The organism is Stenotrophomonas sp. YJH_SMC_106-19, from assembly GCF_059368375.1.
On record NZ_JCAFRQ010000003.1, the window covers coordinates 13416 to 30127 of the forward strand.

Below are 16712 nucleotides of genomic sequence, written 5' to 3' on the forward strand. Positions count from 1 at the left end.
ACGTTGCCCGGGAAGCTGCAAGCGGTGTGCCAAAAGGTCGTGGGCGGGGCGGGGCGCCGCTACGCTCGCCGGGCCATGCCCGGCGCGGAACCCCGGCGGCCTCAGGCCGCCATCGCCACCTTGCGCAGGCGGTCCAGCACGAAATCGGCCAGCTCGTGCGGGGAGTACTTGGCGACGAAGGCATTGGCGCCCACGCGCTCGACCATCGCGTTGTTGAATACGCCCGACAGCGAGGTGTGCAGCAGCACGTACAGCCCCGCCAGCCCCGGATGGCGCCGGATTTCCGTCGTCAGCGTGTAGCCGTCCATCGCCGGCATCTCGATATCGGAGATGACCATGGCGTAGCGGTCGGCGGGATTCTCGCCCGAGGCGTGGATCTGCAGCAGGTGGTCCAGCGCCTGCCGGCCATCGGAGAGCAGGGTGGCGCCGACCCCCAGCTGGTCCAGCACGCTGCGGATCTGCTGGCGTGCCACCCGCGAGTCGTCCACCACCAGCACCTGCAGCTGCGGGCCGTCGGCGGGCATGGCCATCTGTGGATCGAGCACGGCCTCGCCCCGGATCTGCGCGATGTCGGCCAGCACGCTTTCCACGTCGATCACCTGGATCAGCTCGCCCTGGAAGCGGGTGACCGCCGTCAGGTAGCTCGATTCAGCGCCGAGTTCCGGTGGCGGATGGATGTCCTCCACTGCGATGTTGACGATGCGCTCCACGCCGCTGACCAGGAAGCCCTGGATCGAGCGGTTGAATTCAGTGACGACAAGGTAGCCGGGCGAGGTATCGGCATCCGGCTCGCGCTCGGGATGGCCGATCGCCAGGCCCAGGTCCAGGACCGGCACCGAGCGTCCGCGTACATCGGCCACGCCGGCGAACTGCCCGGGCAGGCCGGGCACCTGGAACAGCTCCGGGCGCCGCAGCACTTCCTGCACCTTGAATACATTGACGCCAAAAAGCTGACGTCCGCCGAGGCGGAACAGCAGCAGCGCCAGTCGGTTGTGGCCGGCCAGGCGGGTCCGCTGGTCGATCCGGTTGAGCAGGTCATGGGACATGGCTGCTGTATCGGCGTGCAGCGGCGGGAACTTGAGGGTCCGATCCAGCGGCGCCGAGTGTGGTGCCGCGCATCGCACTGGCACGCCGCTTGCACGCGTCCGGGCCAGGTCCCATCGACAGGAGGCGCCATGCGCCCGATTTCCTCCATCCTGGCAGTCGCACTGGCCATTGCCTCGCCCTGGGCACTGGCCGCCGACTGGCAGCCGGTGGCCAGCATCCGTGCGGCGGCGTTGTCGAGCCTGCCCGCCGGCAGCGAAGGCGAGGCCCAGGTGGCTGACGCGCTGCGTCTTCCCCGGTGCGGGGGAGCGCTGCAGGTGCAGCCGACAGCGAACACCACGGTCGAGGTCAGCTGCCCCGATGCGGGCGGCTGGCGCCTGTTCGTACCGGTGAAGGTGCGGCGCAACCAGACGGTGCTGGTGCTTGCACGCGGCATCGCTGCTGGAGAAACGCTGACGGCTGCCGATATCAGTACCGCCCAACGCGATGCTGCACGCATTGCCGGGGCCGTGCTGGCCGATCCCAATGCAGCGATCGGCCGCATCGCCCGGCGTCCGCTGCAGGCTGGAACGCTGCTGTCGAGCAACGACCTGGTCACCCAGCGTCTCATCAAGCGCGGAGACAATGTGGCGCTGGTGTCGCGGCGCGGCTCGGTCGAGGTGCGCATCGCGGGCCGGGCGATGGGCGATGCCGGCGAGAACGAACGCATCTCGGTGGAGAACCTCTCCTCGCGGCGCATCGTGCAGGGCACGGTGGATGCCCGTGGTGACGTAATCGTGGCGCGTTGAATTCCCGCAAGATTTCCCTAAAGATCACGGCCCTGCGGCCGTTATCCCTTGTGAACGGCAACTCCAGGACACCCCATGAGCCAGAAAATCGACGGCAACCTGCAGGTCCCCCAGGCACTGCGCAGCGTGACGAACCCGGCCAGCAAGCCCGGCGTCAGCAGCGACTCGCCGGCGCGTCCGGTGGAGGCGGCCGACAGCCTGCGCCTGACCGGCGAGGCCACCAATCTGCAGGCCATCGAACGCGAACTGACCACGGCGCCGGCGATCGACGCCCAGCGCGTGGCCGCCGTGCGCGAATCGCTGCAGAACGGCACCTATACGATCAATCCGGACGCGATCGCTTCGCGCATGCTTGAGCTGGACCAGCAGCTGCACGGATGACCGCGGCGATGAGCGAGCCGTTGCAGCGCCTGGCGCTGGCCCTGGACGTCGAACGCCAGGCCCTGGTCGAGCATGACGTGCACGCATTGATCCGCGCCACCGGCGCCAAGCTGGAGGCGCTGCGTGCGCTGGAAGGCGCACCGCCGGTGGGCGAGGGCGAACAGCTGCAGGAGCTGGCCGAGCGCAATCGCGCCAACGGCGTGCTGCTGTCGCGCAGGCGCCGCGAAGTGAACTGGGCGCTGCGCCAGCTGGGCCGCAGCGAAGAGGCCTCGGCCTACGATGCCAAGGGGCAGGCCCACGCAGTCACCGCTGGCCGTCCTCTGGCGGTGGCCTGACGCAACTTCGCGCGGACCTCCCGGCTCGCAGGCTGTCGCCTGCGGCACGACCGCGTATATTGGGCGCCTGTTCGAATGCCCCTGAGCCGCCGTGTCCGCTGCCAACGTCCTGGTTACCGCCCCCCTTCCACCACAGCCGGTGCTGCAGGCGTTGCTTGAACGCCTGCGCGAGGGCCTGCTGCTGTTCACCGAAGACGGTCAGGTCGCCTTGGCCAATCCGGCCGCGCAGAACCTGCTGGCCAGCGACGAAGGCCTTCTGCCGGCACCACAGCGCCTGCGTCAGCTGCTGCCGCCGGACGCGCTGGAGCACGCCCGCCAGAACGGTCACTGGAACGGCAGCCTGCCGCTGGGCGAGGGCGTGGTCATCGCGCATCTGTACCATCACGGTCCGCCCGGGCAGGGCCACTACCTGGCACTGTTCCGCCACATCGAGGGCCAGGAAGACTACGAGCGCGAGCTGCAGCAGCGCCATGCCGAACTGCGCCAGGCCTACCTTCGACTGAACGGCACGCAGGAAAAGCTGCTGCAGTCGGAGAAGATGGCGTCCATCGGCCAGCTTGCCGCCGGCGTCGCGCACGAGATCAACAACCCGATCGGCTACGTGCACTCCAATCTCGGCAGCCTGCAGGAGTACCTGCGCAGCCTGTTCACCGTGATCGAGGCCTACGAGCGCGCCCTGCGTGCGCCCGACCCGAAGGCGCTCATCCCGGAGATCGACGACATCCGTGACCGGCTGGACATCGACTTCATCAGCCGCGATCTGCCACAGCTGATGGCCGAGTCACGCGAGGGCATCGAGCGGGTGACGCGCATCGTGCGCGACCTCAAGGACTTCTCGTACTCCGGCCGCGATGAGTCGTGGAAGCTGGTCGACCTGCACGCCGGCCTCGAGTCCACCATCAACATCATCTGGAACGAGCTCAAGTACAAGGTCACCCTGGTGCGTGAGTTCGGCCAGCTGCCGCTGGTCGAGTGCCTGCCGTCCGAACTCAACCAGGTCTACATGAACCTGCTGCTCAACGCCGGCCATGCCATCGCCGAGCGTGGCACCATCACCGTGCGTACCGGCGTGGAGGGCGACCATGTCTGGGTCGAGTTCGAGGACACCGGTGGCGGCATCTCGCCCGAACTGCGCCAGCGCATCTTCGATCCGTTCTTCACCACCAAGCCAGTGGGCAGCGGAACCGGCCTGGGCCTGTCGATCTCCTACAGCATCATCAACAAGCATCACGGTCGCATCGATCTGGACAGCACCCCCGGCGTCGGCTCGCGCTTCCGCGTGGTGCTGCCGGTGAAGCAGCCGCGCTGAGCCGCCGCACGGCACAGGTGCACGGTAGCGCCGGGCCATGCCCGGCGGCCTCCATCACCGCAACGGCGGGCGATCCTCGCCACCATCACCTGCGTCCATCGTCACCGGGCCGGCGTTGCTGCGGCGCTGTTCCTCGTAGGTACGGAAGGCCTGGTGGATGTGCTTGCGCAGCTCGTCGTCGTTCCATGGCTTGGTCAGGAAGCGGTAGATCGCGCCGCGGTTGATCGCGTCGGTCACCGTGTTCAGATCGGTGTAGCCGGACAGCACGAGGCGGATGGTGTCGGGGTACAGCATTTTCACCCGGCCCAGGAACTCGGTGCCGCTCATGTCGCTCATGCGCTGGTCGGACAGGATCACCTGCACATCGTTGATCGCCAGCAGATCGAAGGCGTCGCGCACGTTGCCGGCGGCGAGGATGCGGTAGCCGTCGCGACGGAACAGCCGCACCAGCGAGCGCAGCACGTTCTCTTCATCGTCCAGCAGCAGCAGGGTGCGGTCCGGGCGGGTCTCGGCGAATGCTTCCGGGCGCAGGTAGCGCCGGCGCAGGGTCATGCCCGCGGCATCGGCCGACATCGGTTCGCCGAACAGATAGCCCTGGAACACATCGCAGTCGTTGCGGCGCAGGAAGCCCAGCTGTGCCTGCGATTCCACACCGTTGGCGATCACCGTCATGCCCAGCTGGTGGCCCATGGCGATGATCGCACGGGCGATGGCGGCCTCGCGGTTGCCGGCGGGTGCGCTTTTGATGAAGCTGCGGTCGATCTTCAGCTTGTCCACCGGATAGCGCACCAGCGCGCTCAGGCTGGAGTCGCCGGTGCCGAAGTTGTCCAGGCTCAGGCTGATGCCTTCGTTGCGCAGGTTGGCCAGGGTCTCGTGCACGAAATTGACGTTGTTGGTCAGCGCGCTTTCGTTGATCTCCAGCGTCAGCATCTGCGCCGGCACGCCCGCTGCCTGCAGCAGCGACATCACTTCGGCGAAGAAATTCGGTCGCAGCAGCTGCAGGGTGGAGACATTCACCGCAATGGTGAAGTCGTCGAAACCCTGGTCGCGCCACAGCCGGGCCTGCTTGAGCGCGCCCTCCAGCACCCAGGTACCGATCTGCACGATGATGCCGAGCCGCTCGGCCGTTCGCATGAAGCGCTCCGGTACCAGCATCCCCAGCGTCGGCGACTGCCAGCGCAGCAGGGCTTCCATGCCCACCACATGGCCATCGCGTGCGCTGACCAGGGGCTGGTAGCGCAGCTTCAGCTCGGCATTGGGGATGGCATCGACGATCTGGCGCGCGATGATGCTCTCGCTGTGCGCGCTGGGTGGTGTGTCCACGGCATGGATGCGCACCGCGTTGCCACCCTCGCGGGCGGCCTGGTACAGCGCATCTTCAGCATGATCGAGCAGGCGCGAGGTGCTGCTGGCATGCTCCGGGCACAGGCTGACGCCCAGCTTGCCGGTCATGAACAGGGTGTAGGGCAGCACCGACAGCGGCAGTTCCATCTGCTGGCGGATTTCTTCGGCGAAGTCCTCCGGCAGCGGCAGGTCGGCGTCGCGCGGCACGGCGATCAGGAACTCGTCGCTGCCATGGCGCCACAGCTTGCCGCGCCCGCGCAGGTAGGACTGCAGGCGTTGCGCCACCAGTACCAGCGCCTGGTCACCCACTTCCGCGCTCATGTTCTCGTTGACCGACGCGAAGTGGTCGATGTCCACATGCATCAGCATCAGCGGCGTGCCACCCGAAGCGGCTTCGGCCACCATCGCCTGCAGCTCGGGATTGCCGGCGCCAAGGCGGTCAGGGGCATCGTCGATGCTGACCAGTGGCAGATTGGGATTCCACATAGGCTCAGTAATCCGGTGTTTCGACGGCAGCCGCGCAGGCTGCCTGGTAGGGAAGATGGACATCGACCAGGGTGCCGGCGCCGTGCGCCGACTCGATGCGCACGTGGCCGCCCACGCTCTGCGCACGTTCGCGCATGACGATCAGGCCCAGGCCGCGTGGGCCCTCAGGGTCGAAACCCTCGCCGTCGTCGCGGATCTGCAGGTGCAGCCCGCGCTGGCCGACATCGCGCAGCTGCAGCTGCACCTGGCTGGCGCGGGCGTGGCGCAGTACGTTGGTCAGGCTTTCCTGGGCGATGCGGAAACAGGCCTGCTCGATGCTGTTGTCGGGCCGATGCGGCAGGGGCTCGATTTCGGCCAGCAGTTCCACCGGTGAGGAGCGGAACAGTACCCGTGCCTGCCAGCTCAATGCCGCCTCCAGGCCCAGCGCATCCAGTTGTGGTGGCCGCAGCAGGGTGGAGATGTCACGCAGCTTGGCCACCGTGGTGTCGGCCAGGCTGACGATCTGTGCCAGATCCTCGCTGCGGCGCTTCGGATCGTCTTCGTCCTGCGCGGCATAGGCGGAGAGCTTGATGGCGGTGATGGCCTGCCCGATGTCATCGTGCAGGTCGCGCGAGATCGCGCGGCGCTCGTCCTCCTGCAGCGAGAACAACCGGCCGGCCATCGCCTGCAGTTCGCGGTTGCTGGTCTCCAGCGCACTGCGGGTGCGCTCGGAGTCGCTCAGGTCACGCACGATCAGCAGCTTGCAGTCGCGACCGCCATAGCGCACTTCGCCCACAGCCAGGCCGGCGTGGAAGCTGCGGCCATCGGCACGCTGCATCGCCACCACGCTGCTGTGGCCGGGGCCGTGCTGGGGCTGGCCGGCCCGGAGCTGCACACGTACCCGCGCCAGATCGCTGTCGGCGACCAGGGCCGCCAGCGGCTCGCCGAGCAGGGCATGGCCGCCATAGCCGAACAGGCTCGCGGCCCAGGCGTTGGCGTACAGTACGTGCTCCTCGAAGAGGATGACCACGCCGTCCGGCAGTACACGCACCAGTTCGCGGAACTGTTCCTCACGTTCGCGCAGCAGCCGCCGCGACTGCTCGCGCTCGGTCACGTCCTGCAGCGTGCCGAGCACGCGGTCGCGGCCGGCCTCGTCAACGCCGCTGGCCGCGCGCAGGTGCACCATCAACGCGCGGCCATCCATCGACAGCAGCGGCAGCAGCACGTCCACCTGCACCGGTTCGCCGGAACACAGTTCGGCCAGCAGCTGGTCCGCCTGCGCGGCAGTGGCCGGATCGGCCGCCACCAGCAGTTCGTCGAAGCGATGCCAGCGGCGCGCTTCCGGCGGGCGCCGGCCGAGCAGGCGGTAGACCTGGCTGGAGTACCGGCCCAGCCCGCTGGAGGGGTCCAGTTCCCAGGCGCCGATCTTCGCCAGCTCATGCGCTTCCTCCACCCGTGCCAGTGCCTGGTCCCGGCGCAGCTGTGCAAGGTCCTCGGCGGTGCGATCGATGGCAATCAGCAGGCGTGCGTTGTGGCCGTCGTAACCGATTGCGTTCGAGCGCAGCTCCATCTGCCGCAGGCTGCCATCGCGCAGCTGCAGCTGCGCCCGCAGGATGCACAGCTGCTCGGGCGCCTCCCGGATGGCTTCGAGCTTGGTCTGCAGCGCCTGGTCCTGGCCGGGCGGCCAGAGCACGTCGATGGTGCGCTCAAGCAGTTCCTCGCGCTCCCAGCCGAAGGCGCTGCAGGCCGCAGGATTGGCATCGAGAATGGCCAGGCTGTCCAGATCGTAGACCAGGATCGGCCCGGGATTGCCCTCGAACATCTGCCGCAGGCGCAGCTCGGAGGCCTGCAGGCGGGCATGGGTGAGCAGCACGTGCTCGGCCAGCGGCCGCAGCAGCAGGTACAGCAGCCCGGCGCTGGCCAGGGCGAAGAACGACCCTTTCAGGCTTTGCCACAGTGATGCCTGGTACGGATCGGGTACCAGCAGCTGCACGGCGCTGTCGGTGGCGATCATCCAGGCCAGGGCCATCGCCAGGTAACTCAGCACGATCCGCCGACGATCGCGGCCCAGCGATTGGGCCATCCGCGGGTCGGGAACAGGGGCGGTGCCGGTCGGTTCTGCGGGCATGGACAGGGCAGCAGGTAGGGGCGCCGGCCATCTTACCGCGCAGGTGCCCCGTAGCCACTCAATTATCCGCCGCAGGCGCCGTTAACCACTGCGTGCCCCGCTGTCGGGCGTTTCATCCGGAGCAAGATCGCGTGGACCAAGGGATCATCGCCAGCCTGCTGCAGCATCCGCTCGCGTCGGCGCTGGTCATCGTCGACCGCACTGGCCGTCCGCTGGCAGCCAATCCGGCCGCGCGCGAGCATGGCCTGCCGGCGACGGTCGCGGCCTACGCGCCGATGCTGGAGGACCTGCGTCTGCTGGCGGCCGACGGTGGCATTGTTGCGTGCAGCCTGCCGGGAGGGCCGCGCGGCCATTACGACGGCCACCTGCGCGCCGTGCATGACGGCGCCGGCAATCTGCTGGCCTTCACCCTGAGCGTGCCGGAACCTGTGCCGCTGGCGGGTGGCGGACGCTGGGAACTGGCGCTGGACAGCGCTGGCCACAGCCTGTGGGACTGGGATATTCCCAGCGATCGCGTCACCCGCACCCCTGGCCTGGGCGAAGAGACCGCCAGCGGAATGCTGGCGCGCGTGCACGGCGAGGACATCGGCCACGTGCGCGCCGCGCTGGATCAGCACCTGCGTGGAACCAGCGACCAGTACAGCGCGCAGTTCCGCTTCCGCCAGCCCGACGGGCAGTGGCGCTGGGTGCTTGATCGTGGCCGCGTGGTCGCGCGCACTGCCGACGGCCAGCCGCTGCGGATGGTCGGCACCCACACCGACATCGAACAGCAGAAGCAGCTGGAGGCGTTGCTGCACGAACAGCAGGTGCACCTGAGCGAGGCGCAGCGCATCGCCAGCATGGGCAGCTGGTCGTTCGATCCAGGCACGGGCTCCTTCTGGTGGTCGCCCGAACTGCGTTCGCTGCTCGCACTTGAGCCCGGCAACGTGCCCGGCCAGCGACGCTGGCTCAAGCAGCTGCATCCGCGTTCACGTGGAGCGCTGCGGGCAGCCTGGCGCCGCTTGTGGCGCGATGGCCGCTCCGCCAGCCTCGAACTGGAGCTGGCCCGCGGCAGCGGCGAACCATCGCTGCATCTGCGGCTGTGGATGCAGCCGCTGCTGGACGGCGAGGGCCAGCCCAAGCGGCTGCTGGGCCAGGTGCAGAACATCACCGAACAGCACCAGACCGATGCGCTGATCCGCTGGCGTACCGAGCTGCTCAACCGCGTTTCGGCCCTGGGCCGCATCGGCGGGTGCGAGATCGAGGTGCAGACCCGGCACATGCAATGGACCGAAGAGTGCTATCGCATCCACGGACTGCGCAAGGAGCCGATCACCCTGGACCAGGCGTTGGCGCTGTACACCGAGGACTCGCGCAGTGCGTTCGAGGCGGCGCTGGGCCGGATTGCCGGTGGCGGACTGCCCGAGCAGCTGGATCTCTGCTTCTATCGTCAATCCGGCCTGCGCGTATGGGTGCAGGTGCTGATCGAGCTGGATCGGCGCGATGGCCTGCCGCCACGCTTCGTGGTGCTGTTCCGTGACATCACGCGAGAGCGCGAGGCCAATGAGCGAATCGAGCTGCTGGCCCATTACGACCTGCTGACCGGCCTGCCGAACCGGGTGCTGCTGGGCGAGCAGACGGCTGAAGCAATCGAGGAAGCGCGTGATCGCGGCACCTCGCTGGCGATGCTGTTCATCGACCTGGATGGCTTCAAGACCATCAACGACAGCTTCGGCCATGCCACCGGTGATGCCCTGCTGAAGGCGGCGGCCACCCGGCTGCACCAGAACCTGCGCAACAACGATCTGTTCGGCCGCTTCAGCGGTGACGAATTCATCGTGGTGCTGCGCGACCTGGCCGAACCGGAAGACGCTGGCCACGTGGCGCGCAAGCTGATCGGCTCGCTGGCCGAGCCGCTGCGCCGCGGCGATACCACGCTGAAGGTGGGGGCCAGCGTGGGCATCGCCATGCTGGGCGATACCCAGACCGATTTCGATTCACTGCTGCGCGCCGCCGATGCCGCGATGTATGCGGCCAAGGAAGCCGGTCGCAACACCTACCAGTACTACAGCCAGGACGCACTGGCCCGCATCCAGCGCCGGCTTGAGCTGGAGCATGCACTCCATGGCGCGATCGAGCGCGAGGAGTTCAGCCTGGCCTATCAGCCGCTGCTGCACGCCCACCTTGGCGAGCCGCCGGCCATCGAAGCACTGCTGCGCTGGCATCGACCCGGCATCGGCTACTGCAGTCCGGCCGAGTTCATTCCCATCGCCGAGAAGTGCGGTGAAATCGTGCGCATCGGCGACTGGGTACTGAACGAAGCCTGCCGCCAGGCCACTGCCTGGGACAGAGCCGGTCTGCACTTCGACCGCATCGCGGTGAACGTCTCGGCCGTGCAGCTGCGTGATCGCGGCTTCGCCGAGCGGGTGATCGAGATCTGCCATGCCCATGGCTGGCCGCCACAGCGCCTGGAACTGGAGCTGACCGAGTCGGCGCTGATCCGTGACACCGACATCCTTCGCCATTGCTTCGACGTGCTGGAACGGCACGGTGTTCCGCTGGCGGTGGACGATTTCGGAACGGGATTCTCCAACCTCAACTACCTCAACCGGTTCCCGGTGGGCCGCCTGAAGATCGACCGCAGCTTCGTGCAGGGCATGCTGCACGACTCGGGTACGGCCGAGGTGACCCAGGCCATCGTGCACCTGGGCCACGCGCTGGGCATGAAGGTCGTGGCCGAAGGTGTGGAAACGCACCAGGAAGAAGACATGCTGCGCCGCCAGGGCTGCGACGAGATCCAGGGCTACCTGTACTCGCGGCCGCTGAGCCCGCGCGACCTGGCGCAGTGGCTGCGCCAGCAGCATCAGTCACCGTCGCGCACGGACGCCGGCAACGAAGCGCTGCTGGTGCGTTGACGATTTGTGACCGCGTACCCGCGGTCTCCAGGCCTGTCCGGTTGCGATGAACCTGCGGCGCATATGAGCCGAGCATGGGCTCGGCGGCGCTTTCTGGTCGGAGCGATGGATATCCCTGCGCCTCAGCCGAGCATGGGCCTGTTTCACCGTAGAGCCGAGCCGACGCTCGGCTCTTTCGTGTTCGGGCCGCGATAGACCCGGCAGACGCCCCGGCGCTACTTCAGGGCATCTCCATCCAACCCCAGGTCCCAGGCCATGCCCAGCAGTTCGCCGGCGGTACCGGGCGAGGGCGAGCGCGCATCGGCGAGCTGCTGCAGCTCGCGGATCTCCTCATGCGCGACCTTTTCCAGCTGCTGCAGCTGTTCTCGCACGCTGGCGTTGCGCGGGCGTTCGATGTCGGTGAGGGAGGAGGGCGGGGCGCTGATCAGGGCCATGGGGCGCGTACAGGATGCATTCGGCGGTGGATCACAGGCAAAGGCCCCGGTCGAGCCGGGGCCTTGCAGACTGCCGGAGAGGGCAGCGGACACGCGTGTCAGAACAGTTCGACGGTACCGGCGCCCATGTTCTGCTGGGCGACCGGCTTGTGCGGCGGGCGCTCCCATTCGTTGCGAAGTTCGCGCAGACGGTTGCCGGTGCGCTGCAGCGCGCTGGCGATCTCTTCGTCGAAGACGCCGCCATTGCGGTGCAGCAGTTCCTGCAGGGCCACCGCTTCGCGGTTGATCGCGGTCAGGCGGTCGAGATGGGTATGCACGCCACCCAGCGCCTGCGTGGCGATATCTTCGAACTGCAGCGCGCGCACGGCCTCGGCGACGCTGCCGTCGATGGCACGCGCACACTCGGACACCTCGCGCATGCCTTCGCCCAGAGAAGCATTGATCTGCGCCACGTTGTCCAGCATGGCCGCTGCTTCCTGGCGTGCTTCGCGGGAGCGGTCCATGTCGCGCGAAGCCATGTGCGAGACCGTCTCGCGGACCTTGGCGATGGCGTCCTTGGAGCTGTGGGCCAGCTTTCGGATCTGTTCGTTGAAGGTGGTCGAGCGCTCGGACAGGTTGCGCACTTCGTCGGCGACCACCGCGAAGCCGCGGCCGGCCTCGCCGGCACGGGCCGCTTCGATGGCGGCATTCAGTGCCAGCAGGTTGGTCTGGTCGGCAATCGACTTGACGTCTTCCAGCAGCGCGAAGATGCCGTCCAGGTGCTGCGCCATCTGGTCGATGTGCTGCACGGTGGTAGAGCTCTGGCCGCTGACCTGTTCCAGCGCTTCCACCAGCTGTTCCATGCGATGACTGGCATGCTGGGCGAACCGCGCAACGTCGAGGCCCGCACTGCCTTCATCGCCGGCACGGTCGACGATGCGCGACAGCGCCTGGCTCTGCTGGCGTGACTTGCGGTTCATTGCATCGAAGCTGCCGCCCAGGCTCGATACCGCCTGGCGGATCAGGTCGCGGGCGCGTTCCACTTCACCACGCGAACCGTCGATTTCGTTGCCGACGAAGCTGCGCAGTTCGGTCAGCAGCTGGTCCTGCTCACGCAGGACGCGGGCCTGTTCCGGTGAGCGGTGCGCCTGGGCGCGCGCGGTCCACCACGCAAAGCCCAGCCAGCTCAGCGTCATCGTGGTCAGGATCGCCCAGCGCAGGGCGGCCGGCCATTCGAAACCGATGGCGAAGGGGAGCAGCAGGGTCAGGGCCAGCGGGGCGGCCAGACGGATGAAAATGCGTGAGTACATGGACGTTCTCGGGAGGTGCACGGAGGATGTATCGGCCGTGTGCCCTTTCTCTTTAACGTCGATGCGCTTTCTGAATGCGCCGGATTTCCGGCGCCGGACGCTCGCCGGGCATGGCCCGGCGGTACCCCTGCAGCGCTGCGCGACGGTCAGGCCATGCGGTAGCGCCGGGCCATGCCCGGCGGATGCAACGGTCAGGCCAGCAGGCGGTCCACGGCCTCGACCATCGCCTTGCGACCAAACAGGAAGTCCCAGTAGCTGCCGCCCACCTGCCGCCACAGCACCGCGGCGCGGACGGCGGCCAGCAGCAGGGCACGGATCTCGGAGACCACACCGGCCTGGCCCAGGTAATGCGGGTTGCCCTGCACCATCACCCGCGGCTTGAGATGGCTGATGGTGTCCGCATAGACGCCGCCGAGGCTGGCCAGCACATCCGGGTGACCGCTGTCGCCCAGTTCGGCGGCCTTGCGCTGCGCCTGCTCGATGCCCGCGGCAACCTTGTTGACGGTTGCGCCGTCCTGCACGAAGCGGCGCTCCAGCTGCAGCACCGACAATGCCAGCTTGGGCAGGATCGGATCCTGGCCCTGGTTGCGGAAGTAGTTGTGCAGCAGGCGCAGGCCCGACTTCAGCGCGTGGCGGTCGCCGAACACCTCCTGCGGAGAGGACGCGTCGACGCGGAACACGCTGTCCACCGCGGTACGTACAGCGGCGGCGTCGGAATGGCCGGTATCGGCGATGCGGCGCACCTGCTGCAGGGCCTGGGCAATGCCGGCCAGGGCCAGGACGCGGTCGTCGACAGTGAAACTCATGCAGCGATTACCTCAAAAGGAGAAGGGGTGGTGCGCAGGCGCTGTTCCAGCGGCGCATCGGTGGCGGCGATCACCGCACCGCCCAGGCAGATCTCGCCGTCATACAGCACCAGCGACTGGCCGGGCGTGACGGCCCGCTGCGGGCGGGCAAAGGTGACCAGCACGCTGCCATCGTCCAGCACATCGACCGTACACGGCTCGTCGGGCTGGCGGTAGCGGGTCTGGGCAGTGCATTCGAAACGCCGGGCCGGTGGTGCGCCGGCGATCCAGTGCGCGGTTTCCGAACGCAGGCGTTCGGAGAGCATCCACGGGCTGTCGCGGTCCTGATCGACATACAGCACGTTGCTGGCCACGTCCTTGCCGACCACGTACCACGGCGCGGCCGGGCGGCCACGCACGCCGCCGATGTTCAGGCCCTCGCGCTGGCCGAGCGTGAAATAGAACACGCCCGGATGCTCGGCAATCACGCTGCCGTCGGCCGGGTCGAGGATCTGTCCCGGCCGGGCCGGCAGGTAGCGGCCGAGGAACTCGCGGAAGTCGCGCTCGCCGATGAAGCAGATGCCGGTGGAGTCCTTCTTGGCATGGGTCGGCAGGCTGACGTCACGGGCGATCCGGCGCAGGTCGCTCTTTTCCAGGTCGCCGATCGGGAACAGGGTGGCGGCCAGCTGCTCCTGCCCCAGCTGGTGCAGGAAATAGCTCTGGTCCTTGGAGCGGTCGGCGCCGCGCAGCAGCAGCCACTGGTGCCCGCGCTGGGTCACCCGCGCGTAATGGCCGGTGGCGATGCGCTCGGCGCCCAGTTCACGCGCCGCGTCCAGGAAGTGCTTGAACTTCACCTCGCGGTTGCACAGCACGTCCGGATTGGGGGTGCGGCCGGCGGCGTACTCGGCCAGGAAATGCTCGAACACGCCTTGCCAGTACTCGCTGGAGAAGTCGCGGAAATGGAAGGGAATGCCCAGCAGGCCGCAGACCGCCACCGCATCGCGGCGATCATCCTCGGCGCGGCAGTCGCCGCTGCCGTCGTCGGCCCAGTTCTGCATGAACAGGCCGGCCACGGCCTCGCCCTGCTGCACCAGCCGCCAAGCGGCGACCGACGAATCGACGCCACCGGAAACGCCCACCATCACGCGCGGGGTGCTCATGCGACCTCCCGGACCAGCGAGAGCGGGTGGCGCTGGCCACCCAGATAGTCCGCCACGACCTGCCATACCAGCGGGCTGCGCTGGCGCTGCCCGGCGGCCTGCAGCTCGGCCGGGGTCATCCACAGCGCGCGATCGATGCCGGTGTCGAGCGGCTGCGCCGGATCATGCGAGACCGGGCGCGCCGCGTAGCAGAAGCGAAGGAACGTCGTACCGTCGCCCGCCGTCCAGTGGTAACAGCCGATGAAGTCGGTCAGCTGAACCGTCCAGCCGGTCTCCTCGCGGGTCTCGCGCAGCGCCGCCTCGGCCAGGCTCTCGCCGGGCTCGAGGTGCCCGGCAGGCTGGTTGAGCACGGCGCGGCCATCGATGGTCTCCTCGACCAGCAGCACGCGGCCGCCGTCGACCACGATGGTGGCGACGGTGGCGTGTGGTGCCCAGCGCGGGTCCGGCGTGGCGTTCACCTCAGAGATCGTCCTTCTTGGTCAGTTCCAGTTCCATCGCGTCGGCGGTGCGGATCGCGGCATCGATGGCGTCGCTGAGCTGGTCGGTGGTGGCATCGGCGTCGATCTTCACCACGAACATCGCGGTCGCCTCCTGTTTCACCCAGCCGCCCATCTTGGCGTCCTGGGAGTCCTCCAGCAGGCGGTTGGCGACCGCGACCGGGAACTGCTTGGTCTTGGACGTGTAGCCTGGCGACCAGATCTCACGGATGTTGTGGCTGCCGAAGTCTTCCACCGCCGAGCGCACGTACACCATCTGGGTGCGGTCGCCCTCGACGTCGAACACCAGCCGGTAGTCGCCATCCTCGTCGACCTCGTAGTTGTAGCCCAGCTTGTCCAGCAGGCGGCCGACAGCGGCGTCGGCATCGGCTGCGCTCGCCGGACCGGCACAGGCCAGGGCGATCAGCAGGGCAGGCAGAAGGGTCCTTTTCATGAAAATCCTGTGAAACCGGGGTGGGAAGGGCAATTGTGACGGCGGCCGTCCGTGCCGTCCATTCCGGGAGGGCCGACGCGGGCGCGCGGCAACCTCTATAATGACCGGATGCCCCGCGAGTCTTCCCCCGATTCCCACCACGAGCACGGCATCGCCGTGGAGCCCGCGCGCCCGGAAGTGGCGCCGCCGCCGTTCTACCAGGTCATGCTGCTCAACGACGACTACACCCCGATGGATTTCGTGGTGGACGTGCTGCAGCAGTTCTTCAACATGGACCTGGACAAGGCGACGCAGGTGATGCTGCATGTCCATACCCGCGGTCGCGGCGTCTGCGGCGTGTTCACCCGCGAAGTGGCCGAGACCAAGGTCGGCCAGGTCAACGAGTATTCACGGATGAACCAGCATCCGCTGCTGTGCACGATGGAAAAGGCCTGACCGGCCTCTTGTAGAGCCGAGCCCATGCTCGGCTGCAGCGGGATCACCCCTCCGCCAGCGCCTCCAGTGCCATCGCCGCGACTGTCTCGTCGATATCGGCCGGGTCGCCATCATTGCGGAACCATACGGCCGACAGCCCGGCGCTGGCAGCGATCCAGCGCAGCAGGCGCGTGCGATCCAGGTCCGCCAGGGCGCTGACCTCGGTCACCCGGGCCGCAAAGCGCTCCGGCCGGGTCGCGACGTGGATGCCGGGACCGCACAGGTCGGGATTGCTGAACAGCGTGGTGTAGTCGAACGCGCGATCACCGATCAGCCGTTTCGGGTCGATCGCCAGCCATCCGCGCGTGCCGAAGTCGAGCACGTTGTCGTGGTGCAGGTCACCGTGCAGCGGCCGGACCTCCTGTTCGTCCTCCAGCAGCGCGACCGCCAGCGATCTGCACTGTTCCAGCAGTGGCGGCAGCGAGCCCCTTGGCTGCAGCAGGTCGGCGAACCATGTAGGCAGGCAGACCAGCTCCGCTGGCGGTGCGCTCCGTGGCCGGTGCAGCCGCTGCAGGACCTGGCACAGGATCGTGGTACAGGTGCTGTCATCGCCGCCGATCGAGCGCTCCCGCAGCGATTGGCCGCCGGCGCGCTCGATCAGGATGGCCGGCCCCTCGTGCGCCAGCAGGCGCGCGGCACCGTCGCCGTCCCACCAGCGCAGCAGGCGATGGCTGTTCTGTTCTTCGGTTTCACTGCTGATCTTCAGCATTGCCGGCAGGTCGTCGGCGGTCAGTACCGGCCAGAGCCGGGCGTGCGGGGTACGGATGGCGGGACCATCACGTCGCAATCGCCAGCGGCTCAGGTAGGGTTCGCTCATGGGTGGGCTGTCCGGGAGTGAATGAAGATCAAGCAATCCGCACTGCTAACGCCATCTGAACGCAGCAATCCGCTAGGGTGATGGAAATCGCGTAGTCAGGCCGCATATTGTCCCCATCTGCCGCCGGAGTAATCC

16 protein-coding genes are annotated in these 16712 nt (G+C 67.9%); 6 read left to right on the forward strand and 10 right to left on the reverse strand.

What is annotated here, in order from left to right:
- Positions 1-101: 101 nt before the first annotated feature.
- Entirely contained in the window at positions 102-1046 is a 945-nt protein-coding gene (locus AC5P5M_RS10930) for a chemotaxis protein (RefSeq protein WP_053517918.1), read from the reverse strand.
- A gap of 129 nt (positions 1047-1175) precedes the next feature.
- On the opposite strand from AC5P5M_RS10930, the gene flgA reads away from it, so the two are divergent.
- The 4 genes from flgA to AC5P5M_RS10950 all read left to right on the forward strand — a co-directional run bounded on the left by flgA (position 1176) and on the right by AC5P5M_RS10950 (position 3857).
- Positions 1176-1832, forward strand: a complete 657-nt coding sequence (gene flgA, locus AC5P5M_RS10935) for a flagellar basal body P-ring formation chaperone FlgA (RefSeq protein ID WP_476341591.1) — start codon at positions 1176-1178, stop codon at positions 1830-1832.
- A gap of 75 nt (positions 1833-1907) precedes the next feature.
- The gene (flgM, locus tag AC5P5M_RS10940) at positions 1908-2213 is read left to right on the forward strand and encodes a flagellar biosynthesis anti-sigma factor FlgM (RefSeq protein WP_053517921.1); all 306 of its coding nucleotides are present in this window, start codon (positions 1908-1910) and stop codon (positions 2211-2213) included.
- Positions 2210-2548, forward strand: coding sequence for a flagella protein (locus AC5P5M_RS10945; RefSeq protein WP_053517922.1), 339 nt, complete (start codon positions 2210-2212; stop codon positions 2546-2548). The genes flgM and AC5P5M_RS10945 overlap by 4 nt, the downstream gene beginning before the upstream one ends.
- Positions 2549-2639: 91 nt before the next feature.
- Positions 2640-3857 (forward strand): ATP-binding protein, encoded by a 1218-nt coding sequence (locus AC5P5M_RS10950; protein ID WP_065175707.1) that lies wholly within the window; start codon positions 2640-2642, stop codon positions 3855-3857.
- 54 nt (positions 3858-3911) lie between these two features.
- Here the strand turns inward: AC5P5M_RS10950 and AC5P5M_RS10955 are convergent, their stop codons facing one another.
- Together AC5P5M_RS10955 and AC5P5M_RS10960 are read right to left on the reverse strand one after the other, a co-directional pair.
- On the reverse strand, positions 3912-5687 hold the full coding sequence (locus AC5P5M_RS10955; protein ID WP_065182186.1) for an EAL domain-containing protein: 1776 nt from the start codon (positions 5685-5687) through the stop codon (positions 3912-3914).
- A gap of 4 nt (positions 5688-5691) precedes the next feature.
- Positions 5692-7794: a sensor histidine kinase gene (locus tag AC5P5M_RS10960; RefSeq protein WP_481526493.1), complete on the reverse strand. Its 2103-nt coding sequence runs from the start codon at positions 7792-7794 to the stop codon at positions 5692-5694.
- A 131-nt stretch (positions 7795-7925) separates the two neighbouring features.
- Here AC5P5M_RS10960 and AC5P5M_RS10965 point away from each other — a divergent pair, with 131 nt between their 5' ends.
- A complete protein-coding gene (locus tag AC5P5M_RS10965; protein ID WP_053517927.1) occupies positions 7926-10688 on the forward strand; it encodes a bifunctional diguanylate cyclase/phosphodiesterase in 2763 nt (920 codons plus the stop codon).
- Positions 10689-10903: 215 nt separating this feature from the next.
- Here AC5P5M_RS10965 and AC5P5M_RS10970 read toward each other — a convergent pair whose 3' ends face one another.
- The 6 genes from AC5P5M_RS10970 to AC5P5M_RS10995 form a co-directional block, all read right to left on the reverse strand.
- Positions 10904-11122, reverse strand: coding sequence for a hypothetical protein (locus tag AC5P5M_RS10970; protein ID WP_193396554.1), 219 nt, complete (start codon positions 11120-11122; stop codon positions 10904-10906).
- Positions 11123-11220: 98 nt separating this feature from the next.
- Positions 11221-12411 carry a methyl-accepting chemotaxis protein gene (locus AC5P5M_RS10975; RefSeq protein ID WP_053517932.1) on the reverse strand — a complete coding sequence of 397 codons (1191 nt, stop codon included), beginning with the start codon at positions 12409-12411 and terminating at the stop codon, positions 11221-11223.
- A 191-nt stretch (positions 12412-12602) separates the two neighbouring features.
- Positions 12603-13217, reverse strand: coding sequence for a high frequency lysogenization protein HflD (hflD, locus tag AC5P5M_RS10980; protein ID WP_053517934.1), 615 nt, complete (start codon positions 13215-13217; stop codon positions 12603-12605).
- Complete coding sequence (gene mnmA, locus AC5P5M_RS10985; protein WP_053517935.1) at positions 13214-14356, reverse strand: tRNA 2-thiouridine(34) synthase MnmA; 1143 nt, start codon at positions 14354-14356, stop codon at positions 13214-13216. Before mnmA ends, hflD begins: the two co-directional genes overlap by 4 nt.
- Positions 14353-14814: an NUDIX hydrolase gene (locus AC5P5M_RS10990; RefSeq protein ID WP_495205864.1), complete on the reverse strand. Its 462-nt coding sequence runs from the start codon at positions 14812-14814 to the stop codon at positions 14353-14355. The genes mnmA and AC5P5M_RS10990 overlap by 4 nt, the downstream gene beginning before the upstream one ends.
- A gap of 1 nt (position 14815) precedes the next feature.
- Positions 14816-15286 carry a hypothetical protein gene (locus AC5P5M_RS10995; RefSeq protein WP_495205865.1) on the reverse strand — a complete coding sequence of 157 codons (471 nt, stop codon included), beginning with the start codon at positions 15284-15286 and terminating at the stop codon, positions 14816-14818.
- A 108-nt stretch (positions 15287-15394) separates the two neighbouring features.
- On the opposite strand from AC5P5M_RS10995, the gene clpS reads away from it, so the two are divergent.
- Complete coding sequence (gene clpS, locus AC5P5M_RS11000) at positions 15395-15721, forward strand: ATP-dependent Clp protease adapter ClpS (RefSeq protein WP_053517940.1); 327 nt, start codon at positions 15395-15397, stop codon at positions 15719-15721.
- A gap of 43 nt (positions 15722-15764) precedes the next feature.
- On the opposite strand, the gene AC5P5M_RS11005 is transcribed toward clpS, so the two are convergent.
- On the reverse strand, positions 15765-16577 hold the full coding sequence (locus AC5P5M_RS11005) for an APH(6) family putative aminoglycoside O-phosphotransferase (protein ID WP_495205866.1): 813 nt from the start codon (positions 16575-16577) through the stop codon (positions 15765-15767).
- Positions 16578-16712 lie beyond the last annotated feature (135 nt).